We start from the raw sequence: 19810 nt of genomic DNA, 5'->3' as shown, positions 1-19810 counted from the left end.
ATGGGCCAGAACGTGAATCCAGAAGTTCTGGCACCCTACGATTACATTAAGGATCCTGCCGAAATCTATCGGCAGTCCTTTTCAATCGTACGGACAGAGGCTGACTTAAAGTGCCTGCCAGATAACTTGAGGCCTGTTGCAGTCCGCCTGATCCATTCCTGTGGGATGACTGACATTCCGCAGGATTTGTCATATTCTGAGGATGTAGTTGCCAAAGCAAATGAGGCTCTGCGAAACGGCGCCCCGGTACTGACCGATGTCGAGATGGTTGCACATGGTATTATCCGCAAATACCTGCCAGCAGACAATCAAGTCATCTGCACTTTGAACCAGCCAGACGTGCCCGAGCTTGCAAAACAGCTCGGCACAACAAGGTCGGCTGCGGCTGTTGAGCATTGGAGACCGCATCTGGAAGGTGCTGTTATCGCCATTGGCAATGCACCAACGGCGCTGTTTCATCTTCTTGAGATAGTGGCAAATGGTGCACCAAAGCCAGCAGCTATTCTCGGCTTTCCCGTTGGGTTCGTGGGAGCCGCAGAATCCAAGCAAGCACTGGCGACAAGTTCACTCGGCATGCCGTTTCTAACACTTCAGGGGCGCAGAGGTGGCTCTGCAATTGCAGCTGCAGCAGTCAATGCAATGGCAGCAGGCTTGCCTGAAGAAAAGGTGCAGGAGACATCAAAATGAGCAGTCAAACAGCACCTTGGCTCACAATCATCGGCATTGGTGAGGATGGCTTTAACGGCCTGTCTGAAACAGCCAAATCAGCGCTGAAAGCTGCCTCTCTCATCTATGGTGGAGCACGGCATCTGGAACTTTTGCAAGATGGTGCAAGCAACATCAGTTGTGAGATGAAAGCATGGCCATCTCCACTTTCTAAAGGCATTGAAGAACTTGCGGTAAACCGTGGTCAAAACACAGTGGTGTTGGCGACGGGTGATCCGCAATGGTTTGGTATCGGAGCAACACTTCATCGTCAGTTCAGTGCTGAGGAGATCGAGGTCATCCCGCATCTCTCAGCATTCGCTTTGGCTACAAGCCGCTTAGGCTGGCCTCTGCAAAATGTCGAAACCCTCAGCTTGCATGGCCGCCCTCTGGATACCTTGCGCGGTTTCCTCTATCCCGGCGCCCGCATCATCGCACTCACGTCTAATGGTGCAGCTCCGGGTGAGATTGCAGATCTATTGGCTGATGAAGGGTATGGCGCGAGTACCCTGACGATACTTGAGCATCTCGGTGGCCCGCAGGAAAAAGTAATAAGCCGCGAGGCTGAAGAGTATTCTGATCAAGCTGCCGAGCTGAACACGATTGCGATTGAAGCCAAACCAATTCCAAACACGCCTGTCTTGTCACGCACGCCCGGTCTGCCGGATTCTGCGTTCCGTCATGATGGAAAAATGACCAAACAGGAAGTACGGGCTGTTACGCTTGCCAAGCTTGCACCTATTCCGGGGCAGCTCCTGTGGGACATTGGCGCTGGCAGTGGATCCATCGGTATCGAATGGCTGCGGGCTGCAAAGGACACCAAGGCTCTTGCCATTGAGCCGTTGGAAAAACGGCATGTGTTCATTCGTGGAAATGCAGCAGCTCTCGGGACTCCTACGCTTCAGCTGATTGAGGGCAAAGCCCCCGAGGCACTTGATAATTTGCCGCAGCCAAATGCGATTTTTGTCGGAGGTGGCCTCACATCAGCGGGTATACTCAAAACATGCTTTGAAGCGCTGCCATCAGGAGGTCGCTTGGTTGCCAATGCTGTTACTCTGGAAGGAGAGCAAGTGCTGGCGGAGGGCTGGAAGAAGTACGGTGGAGATCTAAGCCGTATAGCAATCTCAAGAGCCGATCCCATTGGCGGTCTCACGGGTTGGCGTCCATTGATGCCGGTAACACAATGGAGCTTGGTAAAGTCATGACTGGTATGCTCTATGGCGTTGGTCTTGGACCAGGAGATCCTGAGCTTTTAACGCTAAAAGCTCACCGGCTCATTTGTTCTGCAAAAACTATTGCATACCCGGCGGCAGTTGGAGTGCCCAGTTTTGCTCGGCAAATTGCAGCACCGTATATTCAAGAGGGAACAACAGAAGTCCCGATTGAAATGCCGATGAAGGTCGAACGTTTTCCCGCAAAGGAAATCTACGATCAGGCGGCAGAGACGATCTCGGAGAAATTGAAAGCGGGAGAAGATGTTGTCGTTCTGTGTGAGGGCGATCCATTTCTCTATGGCTCGTTCATGTACCTCTACGAACGTCTGCGCGGTAACTTTGCCTGCGAAATCGTGCCGGGCGTATCATCAGTCAATGCCTGTGCTGCAGCGCTCGGCAGGCCCCTCGCTGCGCGCAATGAAGTGCTGACAATCATTCCCGGTCCGCTGGAAGATGAGCAACTTCAACACCGCATTGAGCAGTCCGACGCTTTCGTCATCATGAAGGTCGGGCGCCATCTATCGCGCGTTAAGGCTCTGCTTGAAAAACTGGGATTACTTGGTGCTGCGGGATACGTCGAACGGGCGACCCTACCGGAAATGGTGGTGGCCCGCCTGGCTGACTATCCAAATGAAACAGCACCGTATTTTTCAATGATAATTGTATATAAGGGAGAAGAGGCATGGACGTTGCACCCGCAATCGTTGTGATCAGCCCGGTCGCTCTGAAAACCGCTCAGAAGCTCTCCACTGTACTGGATGAAAGCCTCATTCACGGCTTTGCAAGAAACGGTTCAAAGCCGAATGTAGATTATCATCTGTCCTTCTCTGAGCCGATGGACCATCTGCGGTCCCTGTTTCAGTCAGGAACACCAATCATCGGTATTTGTGCCGCGGGAATTCTCATCCGCGCTCTCGCGCCTGTCTTGGCAGAAAAGCGAAACGAACCACCTGTCATTGCAGTGTCAGAAGATGGCTCAAGCGTTGTTCCGCTGCTTGGTGGCCATCGCGGTGCCAACGCCTTAGCTCATGAAATTGCAGGGATCCTGCAAGGTCATGCCGCGATCACGACTGCAGGCGACACTGTCTTTGGTGTTGCGCTTGATGATCCACCAGAAGGCTGGACGCTCGCCAATCCATCAGATGCCAAGTCTGTTATGGCACATATGCTGGCAGGCGACACCGTAAAACTCTCCGGTCAGGTAGACTGGTTGGAGGCTGCCACCCTTCCTGTTGCGGATGATGCCGAACTGGAAATTGTTGCAACCGAGCAGCCCCATGATGGACACAACGGAAAGCTCGTGTTCCATCCTCAAACTCACGTGGTCGGTCTTGGCTGTTCCCGAGGGTGCTCTCTTGAGGAGCTGGATGAGCTCCTTCAAAAAGGCTTGGAAGAGGCAGACATCTCGATGGGAGCTGTCGCAGCTTTCGCGAGTATTGACCTGAAGGCCGATGAAGTGGCCATGAACAAGCTCGCTGTTCGCTACAATAAGCCTTTCCGTCTGTTCACAGCTGACGAACTCAATGAACAAAAAGATCGTCTGCAAAATCCGTCTGACGTGGTCTTTGCCGAGGTTGGGTGTCACGGCGTGAGCGAAGGCTCTGCATTGGCTGGTGTCGGTGTATCCGGTGAACTCGTGCTGGAAAAGCAGAAGACTGCAAACGCTACAGTTGCGATCGCCAGAGCGTTGGTCCCCGTGAAACACGAGAAACTTGGCAGAGCCAGAGGCCGCCTGCATGTCATCGGCATTGGGCCGGGGCAAGAAGCATGGCGTACGCCAGAAGCCTCCAGTTGGTTGGCTGAGGCAGATGAAGTTGTCGGCTACGGCCTCTATCTCGATCTCGTCTCATCCCTGATCAGAGGTAAGCAGCGCCACGCTTTCCCATTGGGAGCAGAAGAAGAGCGCGTCCGCTTTGCACTCGAAAGAGCCGGACAGGGCCACAACGTCGCGCTGGTTTGTTCAGGAGACTCCGGTGTTTATGCCATGGGAGCCCTGGTCTTCGAACTACTAGACCGCGCACAGGATAACGGCGGCGTTAGCGATGCGGCCCGTCGCGTCGAAGTTGCATCTGCACCGGGTATCTCCGCAATGATCGCTCTCAGCAACCGCATTGGTGCGCCGCTGGGACATGACTTCTGTGCCATTTCTCTGTCAGACCTTCTCACCCCATGGGAAACAATTCAGCAGCGTCTGGAAGGTGCAGCAATCGGTGACTTCGTGATTGGGTTCTATAACCCAGTCTCCAAGCGCCGCCGCACGCAATTGGCTTGGGCACGGGAGAAGTTGCTAGAACATCGCCCTGAAAATACACCAGTTATACTCGGCGCAAACATCGGGCGAGAGAATGAGGTCATCACCACAACAACGCTGAAGGAACTGCAAGTCGATGATGTCGACATGCTGACCACGGTCATTGTGGGATGTAGCCAAAGCCGCTTGGGGGGCAACGGCCAGTCCTTGCATTTTGTGTACACGCCACGGGGTTATGCCAAAAAGATCGATGCACCAGAGAAAGAAACGGAGACAGCAGCGTGACGGTTCATTTCATTGGAGCAGGGCCGGGTGACCCCGAACTGATTACGGTACGCGGGCTAAAGCTCATCGAAAAATGTAAAGTCTGCCTCTACGCAGGCTCATTGGTACCGCCTGCTATTGTTGAGGCAGCGCCAGACGATGCATTGGTCATGGATACAGCTTCCATGACCCTTGATGAAATCATCGACGAAATTGCAAAGGCTCACGAAAAAGATCTGGATGTGGCACGGGTCCACTCCGGCGATCCATCCATTTATGGTGCCACTGCGGAGCAGATGCGCAGACTGGATGATCTGGGCATTGAGTATGATGTAACTCCGGGTGTACCTGCGTTCGCCGCGGCTGCTGCGGCCTTGAAAACCGAGTTGACGATCCCAGAAATCGCACAGAGCATCATTGTAACCAGAACCTCTATGAAGTCCTCAGGCATGCCTGAGGGGGAGGATCTAGAAACGCTTGGCCGCTCTGGCGCTACATTGGCAATCCATCTCAGTGTCAGAAATCTGGGAGAGATCTATCGGAAACTAGCTCCGCTCTATGGTGAAGACTGTCCGGTGATCATCGCTTACCGCGTGGGCTGGCCGGATGAGGCATTCATTCATGGCACATTGGCGGACATTCGTGAAAAAGCAAAAGCCTCAAAGATCACAAGAACGGCTCTCATCTTCGTCGGGCCAGCCTTGAAGGCTGGGAAAGAGTTTCGTGACAGTGCGCTTTATGATGCCAACCACGTTCACGTTCTTCGTCCAAAGAAGAAAGCAAAAGTGACTGCTTAGCCAATCAGATCAGAAAGAAGCGGACCACCATTCTTCGCTTCTTTCTGCCACCACATGCGCGAAAGACCCCATGACACGCCCATTGATGTGGCCCAGAGGGTCCAGATCGTGATGCTCCGCATCCTGAGCATCAAAAAGTGACGGTGCTTCTGATTTGACCGTCAGCGTCGAATAGTGGAACTCATGCGCACCCAACGGGTTCATCCAAGGAAAGCCAGCAGACTTTGCGGCCTCTGTTGCTTTCAGTTTCCGATAGCCTAAATGCAGCTTTCTCTTCGCAAAGCTGGTTTCAATCGGCAGCAAACCAAGCATCTCGTGGGACTGCCCACTTTTATCTGTCAGCGCTTCACCAAGTACCATGTAGCCGCCACACTCACCATAAATGAGCTTGTCTGCAGCTGCTGCAGATTTTATTCCGCGCTTAAAGATGTCTGCTTGAGACAACTGCCCCGCATGAAGTTCCGGATATCCGCCACTTAGGAAGATTGCATCAGCATTTTCTGATGGGCCTTCGTTTGCTAACGGAGAGAAGAAGGAAAGTGTAACGCCTTGCCTCTGCCAATCACTGAGCAGATGCTCGTAACTGAAAGCAAAGGCAATATCCTTAGCAATCGCGATATGTTGCCCAAGCGGAGGTAAATGAGAAATGCCTGTCAGCTTTTTGTTTTCCCGGGCAGGAATAGCAAGCACTTTCGCGAGGCGCATCAAGGCTGGCACATCCACACTTTCAGCAGCCACCTCACCAGCTGCATTTAGGAACTCTTCCAAATCCTCACGCTCACTGGCTTGCACAAGCCCTAAATGGCGCTCAGGCAACTCCAATCTCTTTGAGCGATAAAACGCGCCTAAGACAATGACATCCAAAGGCTCTAGAGCACGCCGCAAAATGCGCTCATGACGCGGAGACCCGACCCGGTTGAGAATGACGCCATTGATGTGGCAGTGCGGATGGTATGTAAGAAACCCATGGACAAGGGCAGCGACCGATTGAGCCTGAGACTTGCAATCAACCACCAGAATAATCGGCAGACCCAGATGAACCGCAAGCTCTGCAACAGAGCCAGACCCATCAGCTGCACCGTCAAAAAGTCCCATAGCTCCCTCAACAACCACAACGTCAGTGTGTTTTTCCTGTTCCGTGGCGTTGAGTGAAAGTTGCGCCAATGACATCGCCCAGGCGTCATAGTTCAGGCATGGCCGCCCGGAAGCCGCACTGTGGAAAGCCGGATCAATATAATCTGGTCCCGATTTGCCGGAGGCGATACGAAGCCCGGTATCACGAAGAGCACGCAACAGCGCCAGTGTAATCGTTGTTTTGCCAGACCCGGAAGACGGCGCTGCAATAACGAAACCCTTCGCAATGGTCATAAGACAGGCTCTTCTTTCAATTGAGAGGTTTGCGAGGTGCGCGCAAAAACTGGCTCAATCCAGTTCAGTTGCTCACGCAAATTCACCACATCACCAACGACAACAATCGCAGGTGGCTTAAGGCCACTACTTTCAATATCCTCAGCGCAAGAAGCAAGCGTTGTTTCCAGCACTTGTTGGTTCTGCTGTGTGGCATTGCAGATGACAGCAACAGGTTCAGCTGCACGTCGGCCACCACTCATAAGCTTCTGAGTAATGAGAGAAATATGCTTCATCGCCATATACATCACGATCACAGGTGATCCTTTGGCAAGAGCATCCCAGTCAAGCTCATCAGGCGCAACCCCATTCTGGTCATGACCTGTGAGGAACGTAACTGCTTGATTAATCCCTCGGTGAGTAGATGGAATTCCAGCATATGCCAGCCCGCCAACGCCAGCTGTGATACCCGGAATGATACGGAAGGGAACGCCAGCATCCACCAGCGCAAGAGCTTCCTCCCCACCGCGGCCAAATACAAACGGATCTCCACCTTTGAGGCGCATGACACGCTTACCGGATTTTGCAAGCTCCACCAGCTTGATCGAGATACTTGACTGCTTGGGGGAAGGTTTGCCACCGCGCTTGCCAGCATAAATGATTTCAGCACCTTCAGCCGCAAATTGAAGAATGCGTTCATCCACCAATGCGTCATAGACAATGACATCCGCTTGTCGCAAGCCATTCAAGGCATGCAGGCTCAGCAGACCAGGGTCTCCGGGGCCGGCACCAGCAAGCCAAACCCATCCAGCTTCAAGCACCGGAAATTCAAAGTGGGGGAGGGAGATATCAAACAAGTGGTTCTCATGATTTATGTGATTTTGCGTAGCAATTTAATTGGAAACCAATTGGAAGTCCAAAGCCTTCTTCTTGGTATATCCCGCTAAATCTGTATAGTCGCCGGATGGCTGAAACTGGGCAAAAAAAACTGAGAACAGGCTGGACAACAGGCGCCTGTGCAACCGCAGCGGCAAAGGCAGCGTATACAGCTTTGTTGTCTGGAGATTTTCCGGATCCGATCTGCATCACCTTGCCTCGTGGTGATACGCCATCCTTCGCACTCGCCTTCGAAAAACTGACTGAAAATTCTGCATCAGCTGCCATCATCAAGGATGCTGGTGATGACCCTGATGTAACCCACGGAGCGCTTATTCAGGCCAGAGTGACCTTCAACCCAAAGGTTACCGGAATTCGCTTTCTCGCTGGTCCTGGCGTTGGAACGGTCACGAAACCCGGGCTGCCGATCCCGGTTGGTGAGCCTGCCATTAATCCCGTGCCTCGCCAAATGATGACCCGTGAGCTGCAACAAGTGGCAGATGAGTACGGCGTAACTCTTGCTGTAGATGTTGAGATATCCATCCAAAACGGTGAAGAGCTGGCTCAAAAGACCATGAACCCGCGGCTTGGTATAATCGGCGGCCTCTCTGTCCTCGGCACAACAGGTATTGTCCGGCCATTTTCGTGTGCTGCCTGGATAGCATCCATTCATCGTGGTGTAGACGTTGCGCGTGCCACGGGCTTAGCCCATGTCGCAGCTGCAACAGGAGCAACCTCAGAAGATGTGTTGCGTGCCCACTATCCAGATTTATCCGAGCAGGCTTATCTTGATATGGGAGATTTCGCGGGTGGCCTGCTCAAATATCTGCGTGCGCACCCTGTTCGGAAGCTAACCATCTCTGGTGGAATCGCCAAGCTGACGAAGCTTGCACAAGGGGCTATGGACCTGCATTCGGCTCGCTCAGCAGTCGATTTTGATGCACTGGCAGATGTATTGGATCATGCCGGAGCTTCGAAAGAACTTCTCGCGGAAACAAGAGAGGCAAATCTAGTCTCTTATGTTACTCAAAGAGCTGCTGCAGAAAATATTCGTATGGGCGAGGTCGTTGCGCAGGGAGCCCAACGTGCGGCCTTAAGCATCCTTCGTGGGGCTGCTGTTAGCGTTGAGATTATCGTGGTGGATCGGCAAGGTCAGGTATTGGGTCATGTCCCGGCTGAAGAGCCTGCAAAACTGGAGCAGTTTTGATGCCAGAGAAGCCCAAAATCCTTGTGCTCGCAGGTACACGAGAAGTTAGAAAGCTGATTGCTGCACTGGCTGTGAATGCCGAATTCAAAGTCATTGCTTCACTCGCTGGAGTAACCAAAAACCCAGCAGACCTTGCGGTGATGACACGTACCGGAGGCTTTGGTGGTGTCGATGGCCTCTCGAACTACCTCCAAACTCAGGGCATTGCTGCCGTTATCGATGCAACCCACCCGTATGCTGCTCAAATATCCTGTAATGCGGCCAAAGCAACAAGGCACCTCGCGATTCCGTTGCTCCGGTTTGAACGAGCCGCTTGGGAGCAAGCCAATGATGATATTTGGTATTCTGCAGATAACGTAGAAGCAGCACTGAATCTGATTCCACCCAGAGCGAAGGTCTTTTTTGCTGCCAGTGCCAAGATTACTGCACCGCTGAAACAACGCCCGGACCTTACATTTGTAATCCGTACCTTAAATCGCCCGAGTGGGAGTGAAGTGCTTCAAAACGCGGAGTACATTGAAGGATTGCCAAATGAGAGCTGGTCCGAAGAATCCGAGCTTTTTAAGGTGCTGCAAGTAGACTGGCTCATCAGCAAAAACAGCGGCGGATCAGCATCCTACGGCAAAATCAGAGCCGCTCGTGAGCTACAGATGCCAGTTGCGATGCTTAAGCGCCCAAAGCCATCCGACGGCATTTTATGTGCGTCGATTGATGAGGTCTTGAAGACCTTAAAGGCTTGCGTGAAAAATACGCAACACTGCCAAACTAATCTTTAGGCTTCTGGTAAGGCGCCGTTGTCATCCGCTCGATAATCCCATCTTTAGCGATGAGCCAGTGATAGAGCGCGCCTAAAATGTGCAGCGTGATCAGCCATGCAAACACAACACCAACAGTTGCGTGGAAATCCAGAACGCTTTCTGACACTGGACGATTTTGCGAAACGATACTCGGCAGATCAAACAAGCCAAAAAATGGCATTGGTGCTCCGTAAAGGGAGAGGCCCACCCAGCCTAATATCGGATTTACGATCAGCACGAGATAGAGCAACCCGTGTACTGAACGTGAGACGATCCGCAGAGCTGGTGAAAGAGAGGCTGGCGGCGGTGGAGCAGGCGTAATCCAATGTTGAAGAAGGCGCAAAACCACGAGCAGGAAGAGCAGGATACCGATGCTCTTGTGATAGAAGTAGAGCGTATTCTGAAGGGCTCCAGGCCCCAGATCCGTCATCACCAGTCCCATGGGAACCATGATTAAGACCAGAATGGCGACGATCCAGTGATACGTCTTCGCCATGGCTGAATACCCGGCAACTTTATAGGCCATGCTCTATTCTCCTGATAATCCCAGAGGTTCCTGAAGAGCCCCTGCAATCTCCTGATCGACAGATTAATCAAGGTTCGTTACCACTAGGCTAACCTTAGGTGAGGTGAGCTGTGAACTCGGTAAAACAAGGGGGCTTGATGGACAGGGGCCACACAACACCAATACATCAACAAGATCATCCGAATAATTCTCAGTTGACCTGCGAAAAGCCGCTAGAACAGTCCTCGGGATATTTGTCTCCTGATGAATGGCAGGAGGTCTTAGCAGCGTCGGTGGAGAGGCGTGCACCAGACCTGCAAGGCTATGGCAGTGTGTTCGCACCTCTTTGCATGGCGCAAAAGCAATTTGTTATTGGTCAGCTTGGACAGTCAGTTGATGGCCGCATTGCAACGGTCACCGGAGACTCCAATTATGTGAGTTGTTCTGAAGCATTGATCCATCTTCACCGGCTCCGGGCAATTTGTGATGCTGTCGTAGTGGGAGTGGGAACTGCGGTTGCGGACAACCCTCAGCTCACTGTCAGGCATGTCAGTGGACGTCACCCGGCACGCATTGTCATCGACCCTTATGGCCGTATGCCTCGCGACAGTACACTCCTGCAGGATACAAATGCCCGCCGCATTGTGATTACGCGAACAGATGCCCATGCGCGTTATCCTGATGGAGTGGAATGCTTTCAGCTACAGCCAAATGCAAAAGGCCGTTTGTCCTGTGCTGAAATCCGGCATTTACTGCGAGAGTTTCGATGCATCCTCGTTGAAGGCGGTGCTTGGACGCTGTCTCGCTTTATCGAGCTGAAAATGATCGATCGTCTTCACTTGATGATCGCTCCGCTCATCATCGGATCAGGACCAAGAGGTCTTCAGTTGCCTGCGATTGATTATCTCGCACAGGCTATCCGCCCCGATGTCACTTGGCATCCTTTGGGTGTTGATATGCTGGCAGATCTGAGCCTGAACAATTAACTTTTCCGAAGGGTTGAAAAGCATTTCCTTTCACCGGCAAGTGCCCGTATAAATTTGCGTGAATTTCCGAATAAGGACACACGCATGCCAGAGCTCATAAGACGCACGACCCTTTGGGAAGCTAAAGGGCGGATTGAGGAAGTTGAAGTGCGTGTTGTTCACGAAGATGGACGCGAGCACATTACGACAGATCCGGTATGGGTCTACGGCGATTCAATTGCTGTGCTGGCTTATGACCCTCAAGCGAAAACAGTCCTGATCGTTAAGCAACTCCGAGTCGCGCCCTACATTATGGAGGAAGAGATTATCCTGGAGGCATGCGCTGGCGGAATCGAGATCAGCGATCTGTCCATAGAAGAAGCATGTATACGCGAAGCTCAGGAAGAGCTTGGGTGCCAACTCACCAATCTCACCAAGATCGCGAATGTCTTCATCAACCCTGCACGTCTTGCAGAGCGGGCGCATTTTTTCCTCGCTGAGTACACATCTGGCGACCTGAATATTGAAGGCCGCGATCTGGATGAAGACGAAGATATTGAAGTTGTCGAGCTGTCATTCCATGAACTGCGAAGCCTTTACGAGAAACAGGAAATCCGCTGCCCACGCCTATTCATGCTCACACAGGCATTGATCTTGAAGAACATAGGCCTCTAATTCAGAGTGCTGGAAGCAAAGGTCTTCATAGCCTCATTGAGGCGGAAGGCCAACAATATCAACATGCCCGACCTGCAGTTGTGATTTACCTTTGCCAAGTGCTGCTAAACGAAATTCCAGCCAATCATCCACGATTGTATCCGATACCCCAACTTCGCGTGCCGCTTGGGCCCACCCCTTAATCAGCTCCAGCTGCAAAGCATCGTCTTCAGGTGCGCACACCCAGTCAGAGCGTCCGGTAAAGCAAGTATACCCCGCCTTAAGCAATCGCTCACGAGCATGGAACCCACCAAGCGGCCCTAATGCAGACCCAAACCCTTTATCTGTGGCTTGGTGCTGATTGAATGCGCGCTGAATAAGCCGGTCTGTCGGGTGGTGTGGTTTGCTCAGTAGGATACCGTTGTACGAAAGCCCTGCAAGAAACGGGAGTTTCAGCTGACGCATACGTGCAACAAAGCTATCCAGCCAGTTTGCACTCACAAGATCCAGAAAGGCCGAGGTAACAACCCCATGATGCCCTTCCAGAATATCCAGTGAGCCGGCATCAGTCAGTTCGCAAACATCTGTTTTCGTTCTCGTATGAGGCAAGGGAGGAGAGATGCGTTTTGCAACTTTGAGAAGTTCAGGGTCGTTATCGATCAGTAACCACACCTGCTCCCTGTTTGACTCAATGTGTTCTGCCAGATCCTGCAGAAAGGAACCGGTTCCAGCGCCCACATCTATGAGCCGGAGTGGGCCACCCTTGGGAGCATGCTCGACCAACCAGCTACAAAACTTTTTCATGACGTCTTTGTTGCGAGCACGCCGGTCTGCTTTACGACGTAATGAGAGCCATTCAGAGGAAAATCCACTCACCTGTGAGCCTCCAGTGTGTAAGCAAAGGCCTTTGTGCTGTCATTCCAATCTGGCAATGCACGAGCAGCAGCAAGGGCCCCAGTTGAAAGTTGAGAGCGTAACTTTTTGTTTTGAAGAAGTGTTTCGATGGCCTTGCCCAAAGCTAGAGGATCGCCCGCACCAACATGAAAGCCGGCTGTAGGCGGAACCGTCGATGCGACAGCTCCCTCGCCACTTGCAATAATCGGGAGCCCAAAACTCATAGCCTCGGCAAAAGCCATCCCGTATCCCTCATAGTATGTTGGGAGCACAAAGAGGTCGGCTGATTGATAGAAACCCGTTAATTCAGCTTTGGGAATACCTCCATGAACGCGAATACGCTCAGTGAGGCCATGCTTTTTGATCTGAGATCGCACTTGGCTCGCATATTCCGGATCAAACCGCGTTTCTCCAATGAGATCCAGATGCCAGTCCAATTGCTTCAATTGCCCCAGTGCTTCAACTAAATGCAATTGCCCTTTTCGCGGTACCAACGACCCAACACAAAGCAACTTTGGGGCTGCCAGAGTATCGTTCGCGGTTGCAGCGCTCTCCGAGACAGTTGGCCGATCAATACCGGGCAGAACAATACTGATCTTCTCCGCAGGAACGTCCATTTGAGAGACAAGCGTCTTCTGTGTCGAAGGACTGGTCACAATCACATGCTTTGCAAACGTGAGAGCTTTCGTCTCAGCCGCGCGGAGCACCTTTGCCAGCTCGGGGGCAACCCCACTTTCCAGAAACAGTGGGTGATGAACCAGCGCAATGAGATTGGAACGCTCAGCGATACTCTGCGCCAGATCAGACGAAGCCCCAAGCACCAAACCATCCACGATGATCAAAGCTGATGGTTCAATCTCCTCAATGACTTCAAGCGCCAGCTTTTTGTCGGCGTCAGATGGGACCGGGTAGGTGCCTTCAAGGCTAATGAGTGAGACATTCCAGCCGTGTTTCTGCAGCCCCCGAATGATCTCACGATCATATCGATAACCACCTGTAGGCGTGTTCAGATCACCCGGAAAGACAAAATAGCAAGATCTGGCAGTCGCTTCTGCCGTCTGGCCTGAAGAAGGATGTAAGTTACTCATGGGCCTCGGATGCAGTCAACGGAGCCTCATAAGACGCACGCGCATTAGGGTTCTCGGAAATTGAAACACGTACCTTGCTAAGTTCGCTCGGTTCGCGGCCCAGTTTATGTAGATAAGCAGCATCGCACACGCGCTGGTAAATGTAGCTACAGAGAAAATCGACTGTGGTGTTTCGCCCCTTGAACTGGGGAAGGTCATCAAGATTCTTGTAGTTGAACGGATGCAGGATTTCTGCCAGCACATCAAGCGCATTGCCAATGTCGATGACAATCCCGTTCTCATCCAGTTCCTCTGCAAATATAGCGACGTGGACGTGTGCAGTAAGGCCATGAAGCTGAGAGGCGGGACCAAACACCTCTCCCTTCAGGCTGTGCGCGATCATTATGTGATTGCTGATTTCGACTGAATACATCTCAAAGTCCTCATAAAATTAAGTGTAAACAATGGGTTGGCATAAAGTATCTTTCTTGCCTGAAAGAACGTCTTTCAAATCCTTCGGCGCTTTTTCAAATTCGATGGGAGGCGCGAGCAAAGTATCGAGTACGTCATCTTTCAGAAGAGAGATTGCCGCCTCCATTCGCCTGCGGTGCGTCCAGCGTGGCCTCATGATGGGGGCAACCTGACCGACTTGAGATGAGATAAGACTGAGGCGCTGACTGTGAAAACTCCCGCCAAGAACAAGGCCGGAAGGGCGCGAGCCATACCAGGACGCCTCCACAATTCTGGCTTCTCTCCCTGCAATTCGGATCGCAGTGTTCAAACCAGCTTCAGAGGCGCTGCAATGCACGACAACATCTTGATTTTCGGGAGCAACTTCCGGCAAGGAAAATGCGCAGGAAAACTCGTCTGCAATGTCCTGCCGCTTCGGGTTGACGTCAATCATAGTCACGTTCGCACCTGCGATGCGAGCGCAAAGATAGCCAACCAGTGAGCCAACAGTGCCAGCACCAACCACGGCAACATTGGAACATGGCAGAATAGCTGCATCCCACATGATGTTCAGCGCTGTTTCCATGTTTGCTGCCAAAGTAGCGCGGGTACTCGGCAAATCAGAAGGGATAAGATAGAGCGCATCTGCGGGGAGCAGAAAGTTGCTTTGGTGCGGAAAAAGAGAAAAAACGCGCTGACCCGCTTTTAAATCATCTTTTGTTTCAATCACTTCAGAAACGTTTGCGTAGCCGTATTTAACAGGAAACGGAAAGGTCCCTTCCTGAAACGGAGCTATCATCCGCTCCCGCTCGCTTACTGGCACATCACCACGATAGACAATGGCCTCAGTACCTCGGCTGATCGCGGAAGCATGAGTTTTTAAGTAAACACGGTTACCAGATGATTTAGAGAGTTTTTCCTCTCTTATTTCAATGGTTTGAGGCGCAGTGTACCAAAGCGCTCTGGCTAACTCAGACAAGAAACGCGCTCCCCGGATCGCTAAGTTTTCACAAATATACTCTAGGGAAACGTGAACAAAGGAAACTAGCAGAAATGTAGGTGCCTCTAAAAACAATAATAATTTGGGTAGGACATGACAAAACAATCACGGGTTCCTGAAGAGAACGCCCGCACTAGTCTTGTTGACCAGCTGCTCTCCACCAACATCATCGACAAGCATCAGGAAAATAAGCGCTTATTCAGGCGCAGACTGATCTTTGGAGGGCTCGTTCTAACCTCTTTAGCAGTGTTGACCACCATCATGTCACTCACACTGTTCCTCAACGGCTTTGCCCTTTCAAAAGTCATGATGCTTCTCGCATTTCTGGTAACCTTACCATGGCTTGTCATCGGCTTCTGGCATGCTGTCATTGGCTTAGTGCTCATGAGGTTTTCTTCAAACTCCACCGCTCAGGTATACGCTGGCACGCCGCTGGGTACACTTGACCTAAAAAAGCCCTTACAGAACAAGCAAACCGCCTTGCTTTCCTGCGTGCGAAACGAAGACTCGCCTGAAGTGGCTGCCAAGCTGGAAGCGATGCTTCAAGATCTGGATCGTCTGGAAAAGCTCAACGGCTTCTCTCTCTACATCCTGAGTGACAGCAATGATCCTGAGCATATCCGGCAAGAAATGCGGGAGTTCTCCCTACTGCGGGCGCGATGGCAAAATCGGATTGAAGTGCTTTATCGTAGACGTGAAAAGAATACCGGCTTCAAAGCAGGAAATGTCGAAGATTTCTGCCGCAACTGGGGGACACGGCATGAATATGCGATCACGCTGGATGCTGATAGCTTCCTCTCAGCAGAATCCCTATGCCACCTTGTAAGCAAAATGAATGCAAATCCGCGTCTGGGTATTTTGCAAACACTTGTTCTGGGACTTTCAACCAACTCGTTCTTCACCCGTGTTTTCCAGTGGGGCATGCGCTTGGGAATGCGCTCCTACACACTTGGCGCAGCGTGGTGGCAAGGCTCGTCAGGTCCGTATTGGGGACACAATGCGATTTTTCGTGTAAAGCCCTTCACGCAGTTCTGCATGCTGGAGCCTCTGCCAGGAAATGACGCATTGAGCGGCCCGATCCTCAGTCATGATCAGGTTGAAGCAGCGATGATGGCAGACGCGGGCTATGAGGTGCGCGTATGGCCGGTAGAAGGTGGTAGTTATGAAGAAAACCCACCTCATTTAATCGAGTTTATCCGCAGAGATCTGCGCTGGTGTCACGGAAACCTTCAGTATTTTAAGTTGCTCCGAGAGCCCGGCTTTAAGCTGTTGGGACGGATCCAACTCGGCCTTGCAATCCTCATGTTTGCTGGCTCTCCGGCATGGCTCGTTTTTATCGCAATGGCGATTTTAACCGCATCTTTTTCAGCGCCCGAGACGATGGCATTCGAACAGTTTTACGGCACAATCCTGATTGTGGCCATCATGAGTATGGTCTTTGCACCTAAGCTCGCAACGCTTGTCCATGTCCTGACGGTTCGGAACGAACGCCGGGAGTATGGCGGCTCTTTCTCGGTGTTTGTCAGCGCATTCTTCGAGCTGGTCTATTCCATGTTGCTAGCACCAGTCATGGCAATTGCGCACAGCATCTTTATTGCACAACTGTTCGCAGGACGAAAAACGCAATGGGGAGGGCAGGAAAGACAACCTCATGGTATTCCGCTCATTTTGGCAGTGAAGAAGTTCTGGCCCCAAACTCTTTTCGGCCTTTGCGGTGTGATTTGGATGATGGATTATACCTTTGCAGATACGTGGCTTCTGCTTCCGGTAATCCTTGGACCATTGCTAACAATACCGTTTGCAATGATCACCTCAAAACCAGCGCTCGGTATGTACTTTAAACACTCCGGACTTTGGGTGTTGCCTGAAGAAAAGAAAACGCCGCTTGAACTGCAAGGCCTCAATAAAGAGCAGCGCCGTGTAGAGTTGGAACTTGCCAAGGCAAACCGAGCTGCGGCCACGCGATAAAAGAATAAGCTGAAGGTGGTGAGAGCCATCAGGTTTCCAGGAAAAAGCCGGTTGCGTAAATGGCACGCAACCGGCTTTCTGATTTCTGGGTTTCTATTGAACTGGCAAAGCTACAGCGTATCTCCGAAAAGTGGAAGCCGATTTTCGGATAAAGATACGCAAAAACAAAGACTAAAGCAGTTCAGGTGTTTCAACTTAAATGCGAACTGCTTTAGGAAGCCGGCTTTTCCTTTGGCTTTCTCCATGGCTCACCTTTAAACCATGCCACGGTATAGGCGACGGCAATTAAGCCTGCAAAACCAAGCAAGTTTGCCATGATTCCACCTGTGACCGTGCCTTTCAAACCGAGCTCATCCCGGAAGATTGCAATGCCCTGCGCAAGAATGAGGCTAGCAAGGAAAACAGCGAGAGACTGTTGGCCTACCTTCTTGATGACCCGGACAACTTTGCCACCAAAACCGCCCATGAGCAGCCGTTGCCCGCCTTCTCCAACAGCCACCCAAGCCACATAAGCAAGGGCAAGGAAGTGGATGTAGCGCAGGAGGCCCATCTCGGATTTTACGGTGAGGTCGCTGATATCATTTGCAATTCTGCGGAGCTCAGGCACCTCATTGAGAATGCGGAAGTAAGCAAACGGAATCGTAAGAATAATAATCGAGGCGCTCAGGAACAAGAGACGTTTCTTGACTGGAGGAGCCGGAATCCAGCCCTTGATGAAGGCAAATCCAGTAAAGAACAGCAACTGCCATGCAAAAGGATTGAAGAACCAACGGCGATCGGACCATGGCTCAGCAGGGAAATCCACCAGTCGGAAGGTTGCGATCAGCCAAAATGCAATGATGATTGCTGCAACCGCACCTCGTCCGGCCTTGTAATAGGCAATCATGATCACCGGCAACATCGCAAGGATCACCAGATACATTGGCAGAATATCGAAGTAGTTCGGCACATAGGTAAGGGTCAGCAAACCTGGCAGCTGGAAGATCGGATCTTCGAAGAAGTGCCAAAGGTTCAGCTTCCCGACATAGTCGTCGCTGGTCCAGCCGTTGATTTGCAGGAAGGCAAGCATGCCCGCAACGGCGAGGAACAGGCAGATATGGGCCCAATAAACTTGCCAGACGCGATAAAGAACACGCGCGCTGCCCATGACCAGGCCATGCAGTTCAAAGACGCGCCCGAAGGCAATTGCGGAGGCCATGCCAGAGCAAAACACAAATATCTCGGTTGCATCGGAGAACCCGAAACGCGCCGGAATCCAAAGAGCCCACCCGTTTGCAGGAAGGTGGGCTATGAAGATGATGAACATTGCGATCCCTCGAAAAAAATCGAGGCGTGGATCTCTTGGTCGGCTGGCCGTTTTCATAGGGGTCGGCGGTATACTGTGCTGGTTCACGATGTCTCTGAAACTAAAAACTATAGATGATGAAATGCAGCTCCGAAATCCCCCGAAGCTGCACCTCCATTTATCCCATACGGAATCGTAGGTGTTCACTTTGCATGAGGTCGGTGGCTTCCGTCATGCGGGTTGCTTGAGCCATGCGGGTTTCACCATAGGTGTCTGATCCGCCTCTCAAGCGTGTGCGCTCATCAATCATCCGTTTTGCTTCCTGGCAAAGGCCAGCGCGCAAAGCGGCTTCAATGGTGAGGCGTTCAAATACATCGCGCTGAGCGTGGCTGCCACCAACGGTACGCAGCAGCGGACGTGCTTCTGCGAGGTGGTGGTAAGCGCTGAAGTAATTGCCGTTCTTGAACTGCATCAAGCCAGATGCTGTTGGAGAACCTGCTGTCTTCGTTACGAGACCCATCTCGTTGGTGTCTTGTTCGCCAAATGTGCGCATTCGAGTCAACAGGCGGTCAGAGGACTGACGACGGTTGTCTCCCAGCAGAGCAAGCATGTAGTGCAAGTCTGCGAAAACATTACAGGAATCGTCGACACGCTTTTCGCTGATGCTCGCCAGCTCTTCCCAGCGGTTACCAACCTTGATGCCCTCAAGCTCAAGGCGAACCAGCATGGAAGCTGCGTTGGAAATATCGCGATAATCGTCTGTGTGATCTTTACGGAACTTTTGGTCATAAAGCTCGAAAACACGCTCAACATTGCCACGATCAAGGTGCAGCAGCGCAAGGTGCCACCAAACGTGATAACCAAAGTTGTTGCAGTGTTCCCAAGCCTTTGGCTGGTCATCAAGCCATTTGATGCCTTCTTCGGTCTGGCCGGTCATGTCCAGCACGTGGGCAACTGCATGCAGGCCCCAGGCATCATCATGTTGAAATGCAACGGCTTCTTTGCCGATCCGTTCAGCCCGGTCAAAATCACCAGTCTCTTCCAGCGCAAAGGAGTAACAACCGTGCACGTAGCCTTTTGCGATATGGTCGTCTTCGTAAGACGAGATCACACCTTCAATCGAGGAGCGCATGCGGGATGGCTGGCCAAGAACGAAGCGAATAGCGTGGACGAGCTTCAGAAGGAATGCATCGCGTGGGTATTTAAGAAGCAGTTCGTCAAGGCGATCAGCAGACTTGGTCGGCGTACCCTGAAGCCAGTCATTCAAAGCCTCAACAACAGCGTCTTCACGGTCTGTAATCTGTGTATCTCTGCGGCATTTATCAGCAATTGCATAAGCTTCAAAAGCAGTTGCTGTCATTTCACGTCTGCCAAGCAGTAGGCAGAACAGGCCACGCGCGGCTTGAGCCAGAGCGAAGTCTGGATCGGCCTCCAGTGTTTTCGCAAGATGCTCCGGCGTTGCAGCACTATGTGCCAAAAACGCAAGAATAGTGTTGTTCCAGTGTGTTAATGCACTCTTATCGGAGAGTGTTACCGTGTATTCGAACTGGTCATCAATGCGCAT

At 51.9% G+C, this 19810-nt stretch carries 19 protein-coding genes; 10 read left to right on the top strand and 9 right to left on the bottom strand.

What is annotated here, in order from left to right; all coding sequences use genetic code 11:
* From PsAD5_RS25375 to cobM, 5 genes are read left to right on the top strand one after another with little or no spacing between them, the layout of a single operon-like run.
* Nucleotides 1–687, top strand: coding sequence for a precorrin-8X methylmutase (locus PsAD5_RS25375; RefSeq protein ID WP_063294158.1), 687 nt, complete (start codon nt 1–3; stop codon nt 685–687).
* Nucleotides 684–1910: a bifunctional cobalt-precorrin-7 (C(5))-methyltransferase/cobalt-precorrin-6B (C(15))-methyltransferase gene (locus PsAD5_RS25370; protein WP_063294157.1), complete on the top strand. Its 1227-nt coding sequence runs from the start codon at nt 684–686 to the stop codon at nt 1908–1910. The genes PsAD5_RS25375 and PsAD5_RS25370 overlap by 4 nt, the downstream gene beginning before the upstream one ends.
* A complete protein-coding gene (gene cobI / locus PsAD5_RS25365; protein WP_208988835.1) occupies nt 1907–2629 on the top strand; it encodes a precorrin-2 C(20)-methyltransferase in 723 nt (240 codons plus the stop codon). The genes PsAD5_RS25370 and cobI overlap by 4 nt, the downstream gene beginning before the upstream one ends.
* Nucleotides 2602–4455: a precorrin-3B C(17)-methyltransferase gene (gene cobJ / locus PsAD5_RS25360; RefSeq protein WP_063294155.1), complete on the top strand. Its 1854-nt coding sequence runs from the start codon at nt 2602–2604 to the stop codon at nt 4453–4455. The genes cobI and cobJ overlap by 28 nt, the downstream gene beginning before the upstream one ends.
* Complete coding sequence (gene cobM / locus PsAD5_RS25355) at nt 4452–5231, top strand: precorrin-4 C(11)-methyltransferase (protein ID WP_063294154.1); 780 nt, start codon at nt 4452–4454, stop codon at nt 5229–5231. Before cobJ ends, cobM begins: the two co-directional genes overlap by 4 nt.
* A 9-nt stretch (nt 5232–5240) precedes the next feature.
* Here cobM and PsAD5_RS25350 read toward each other — a convergent pair whose 3' ends face one another.
* Both PsAD5_RS25350 and cobA read right to left on the bottom strand, forming a co-directional pair.
* Nucleotides 5241–6599, bottom strand: coding sequence for a cobyrinate a,c-diamide synthase (locus PsAD5_RS25350; protein ID WP_063294153.1), 1359 nt, complete (start codon nt 6597–6599; stop codon nt 5241–5243).
* The gene (gene cobA, locus PsAD5_RS25345) at nt 6596–7435 is read right to left on the bottom strand and encodes a uroporphyrinogen-III C-methyltransferase (RefSeq protein ID WP_084404320.1); all 840 of its coding nucleotides are present in this window, start codon (nt 7433–7435) and stop codon (nt 6596–6598) included. The genes PsAD5_RS25350 and cobA overlap by 4 nt, the downstream gene beginning before the upstream one ends.
* Before the next feature lie 107 nt (nt 7436–7542).
* Here cobA and PsAD5_RS25340 point away from each other — a divergent pair, with 107 nt between their 5' ends.
* Both PsAD5_RS25340 and PsAD5_RS25335 read left to right on the top strand, forming a co-directional pair.
* Nucleotides 7543–8661: a cobalt-precorrin-5B (C(1))-methyltransferase gene (locus PsAD5_RS25340; protein WP_063294152.1), complete on the top strand. Its 1119-nt coding sequence runs from the start codon at nt 7543–7545 to the stop codon at nt 8659–8661.
* Nucleotides 8661–9437 carry a precorrin-6A/cobalt-precorrin-6A reductase gene (locus PsAD5_RS25335; protein ID WP_063294151.1) on the top strand — a complete coding sequence of 259 codons (777 nt, stop codon included), beginning with the start codon at nt 8661–8663 and terminating at the stop codon, nt 9435–9437. Before PsAD5_RS25340 ends, PsAD5_RS25335 begins: the two co-directional genes overlap by 1 nt.
* Here the strand turns inward: PsAD5_RS25335 and PsAD5_RS25330 are convergent.
* Nucleotides 9427–9984, bottom strand: coding sequence for a cytochrome b (locus PsAD5_RS25330; protein WP_057461680.1), 558 nt, complete (start codon nt 9982–9984; stop codon nt 9427–9429). The genes PsAD5_RS25335 and PsAD5_RS25330 overlap by 11 nt on opposite strands.
* A 137-nt stretch (nt 9985–10121) precedes the next feature.
* On the opposite strand from PsAD5_RS25330, the gene PsAD5_RS25325 reads away from it, so the two are divergent.
* Both PsAD5_RS25325 and PsAD5_RS25320 read left to right on the top strand, forming a co-directional pair.
* A complete protein-coding gene (locus PsAD5_RS25325) occupies nt 10122–10949 on the top strand; it encodes a RibD family protein (protein ID WP_063294150.1) in 828 nt (275 codons plus the stop codon).
* An 84-nt stretch (nt 10950–11033) separates the two neighbouring features.
* Nucleotides 11034–11603: an NUDIX domain-containing protein gene (locus tag PsAD5_RS25320; protein WP_063294149.1), complete on the top strand. Its 570-nt coding sequence runs from the start codon at nt 11034–11036 to the stop codon at nt 11601–11603.
* A gap of 33 nt (nt 11604–11636) precedes the next feature.
* Here the strand turns inward: PsAD5_RS25320 and PsAD5_RS25315 are convergent, their stop codons facing one another.
* The 4 genes from PsAD5_RS25315 to PsAD5_RS25300 are packed head-to-tail and all read right to left on the bottom strand — an operon-like array spanning nt 11637 to nt 14972.
* Complete coding sequence (locus tag PsAD5_RS25315; protein ID WP_063294148.1) at nt 11637–12458, bottom strand: hypothetical protein; 822 nt, start codon at nt 12456–12458, stop codon at nt 11637–11639.
* Nucleotides 12455–13564: a glycosyltransferase family 4 protein gene (locus PsAD5_RS25310; protein WP_063294147.1), complete on the bottom strand. Its 1110-nt coding sequence runs from the start codon at nt 13562–13564 to the stop codon at nt 12455–12457. The genes PsAD5_RS25315 and PsAD5_RS25310 overlap by 4 nt, the downstream gene beginning before the upstream one ends.
* Complete coding sequence (locus PsAD5_RS25305) at nt 13557–13976, bottom strand: 6-pyruvoyl trahydropterin synthase family protein (protein ID WP_057461690.1); 420 nt, start codon at nt 13974–13976, stop codon at nt 13557–13559. Before PsAD5_RS25305 ends, PsAD5_RS25310 begins: the two co-directional genes overlap by 8 nt.
* Nucleotides 13977–13994: 18 nt before the next feature.
* A complete protein-coding gene (locus PsAD5_RS25300; RefSeq protein ID WP_063294146.1) occupies nt 13995–14972 on the bottom strand; it encodes a zinc-dependent alcohol dehydrogenase in 978 nt (325 codons plus the stop codon).
* A gap of 114 nt (nt 14973–15086) precedes the next feature.
* Here PsAD5_RS25300 and mdoH point away from each other — a divergent pair, with 114 nt between their 5' ends.
* Complete coding sequence (mdoH, locus tag PsAD5_RS25295; RefSeq protein ID WP_063294145.1) at nt 15087–16961, top strand: glucans biosynthesis glucosyltransferase MdoH; 1875 nt, start codon at nt 15087–15089, stop codon at nt 16959–16961.
* A 211-nt stretch (nt 16962–17172) separates the two neighbouring features.
* Here the strand turns inward: mdoH and PsAD5_RS25290 are convergent, their stop codons facing one another.
* Nucleotides 17173–18324 (bottom strand): OpgC family protein, encoded by a 1152-nt coding sequence (locus PsAD5_RS25290; RefSeq protein WP_063286622.1) that lies wholly within the window; start codon nt 18322–18324, stop codon nt 17173–17175.
* 100 nt (nt 18325–18424) lie between these two features.
* Nucleotides 18425–19810 (bottom strand): tetratricopeptide repeat protein, encoded by a 1386-nt coding sequence (locus PsAD5_RS25285; RefSeq protein WP_063294144.1) that lies wholly within the window; start codon nt 19808–19810, stop codon nt 18425–18427.

Source organism: Pseudovibrio sp. Ad5 (assembly GCF_001623095.1).
Taxonomy (GTDB): domain Bacteria; phylum Pseudomonadota; class Alphaproteobacteria; order Rhizobiales; family Stappiaceae; genus Pseudovibrio.
The sequence above is the reverse complement of the archived record's forward strand: the minus strand, read 5'-3'. Positions and strand labels throughout refer to the sequence as shown.

Excerpts from the sequence above, each read along its gene's own strand:
- cobI (WP_208988835.1), top strand. The coding sequence starts at position 1,907 with ATGACTGGTATGCTCTATGGCGTTGGTCTTGGACCAGGAGATCCTGAG.
- PsAD5_RS25330 (WP_057461680.1), bottom strand. The coding sequence starts at position 9,984 with ATGGCCTATAAAGTTGCCGGGTATTCAGCCATGGCGAAGACGTATCAC.
- PsAD5_RS25335 (WP_063294151.1), top strand. The coding sequence starts at position 8,661 with ATGCCAGAGAAGCCCAAAATCCTTGTGCTCGCAGGTACACGAGAAGTT.
- mdoH (WP_063294145.1), top strand. The coding sequence starts at position 15,087 with ATGACAAAACAATCACGGGTTCCTGAAGAGAACGCCCGCACTAGTCTT.
- cobJ (WP_063294155.1), top strand. The coding sequence starts at position 2,602 with ATGGACGTTGCACCCGCAATCGTTGTGATCAGCCCGGTCGCTCTGAAA.
- PsAD5_RS25285 (WP_063294144.1), bottom strand. The coding sequence starts at position 19,810 with ATGCGCATTGATGACCAGTTCGAATACACGGTAACACTCTCCGATAAG.
- PsAD5_RS25290 (WP_063286622.1), bottom strand. The coding sequence starts at position 18,324 with ATGAAAACGGCCAGCCGACCAAGAGATCCACGCCTCGATTTTTTTCGA.
- PsAD5_RS25310 (WP_063294147.1), bottom strand. The coding sequence starts at position 13,564 with ATGAGTAACTTACATCCTTCTTCAGGCCAGACGGCAGAAGCGACTGCC.
- PsAD5_RS25340 (WP_063294152.1), top strand. The coding sequence starts at position 7,543 with ATGGCTGAAACTGGGCAAAAAAAACTGAGAACAGGCTGGACAACAGGC.
- PsAD5_RS25350 (WP_063294153.1), bottom strand. The coding sequence starts at position 6,599 with ATGACCATTGCGAAGGGTTTCGTTATTGCAGCGCCGTCTTCCGGGTCT.
- PsAD5_RS25375 (WP_063294158.1), top strand. The coding sequence starts at position 1 with ATGGGCCAGAACGTGAATCCAGAAGTTCTGGCACCCTACGATTACATT.
- PsAD5_RS25305 (WP_057461690.1), bottom strand. The coding sequence starts at position 13,976 with ATGTATTCAGTCGAAATCAGCAATCACATAATGATCGCGCACAGCCTG.
- PsAD5_RS25320 (WP_063294149.1), top strand. The coding sequence starts at position 11,034 with ATGCCAGAGCTCATAAGACGCACGACCCTTTGGGAAGCTAAAGGGCGG.
- PsAD5_RS25370 (WP_063294157.1), top strand. The coding sequence starts at position 684 with ATGAGCAGTCAAACAGCACCTTGGCTCACAATCATCGGCATTGGTGAG.
- PsAD5_RS25325 (WP_063294150.1), top strand. The coding sequence starts at position 10,122 with ATGGACAGGGGCCACACAACACCAATACATCAACAAGATCATCCGAAT.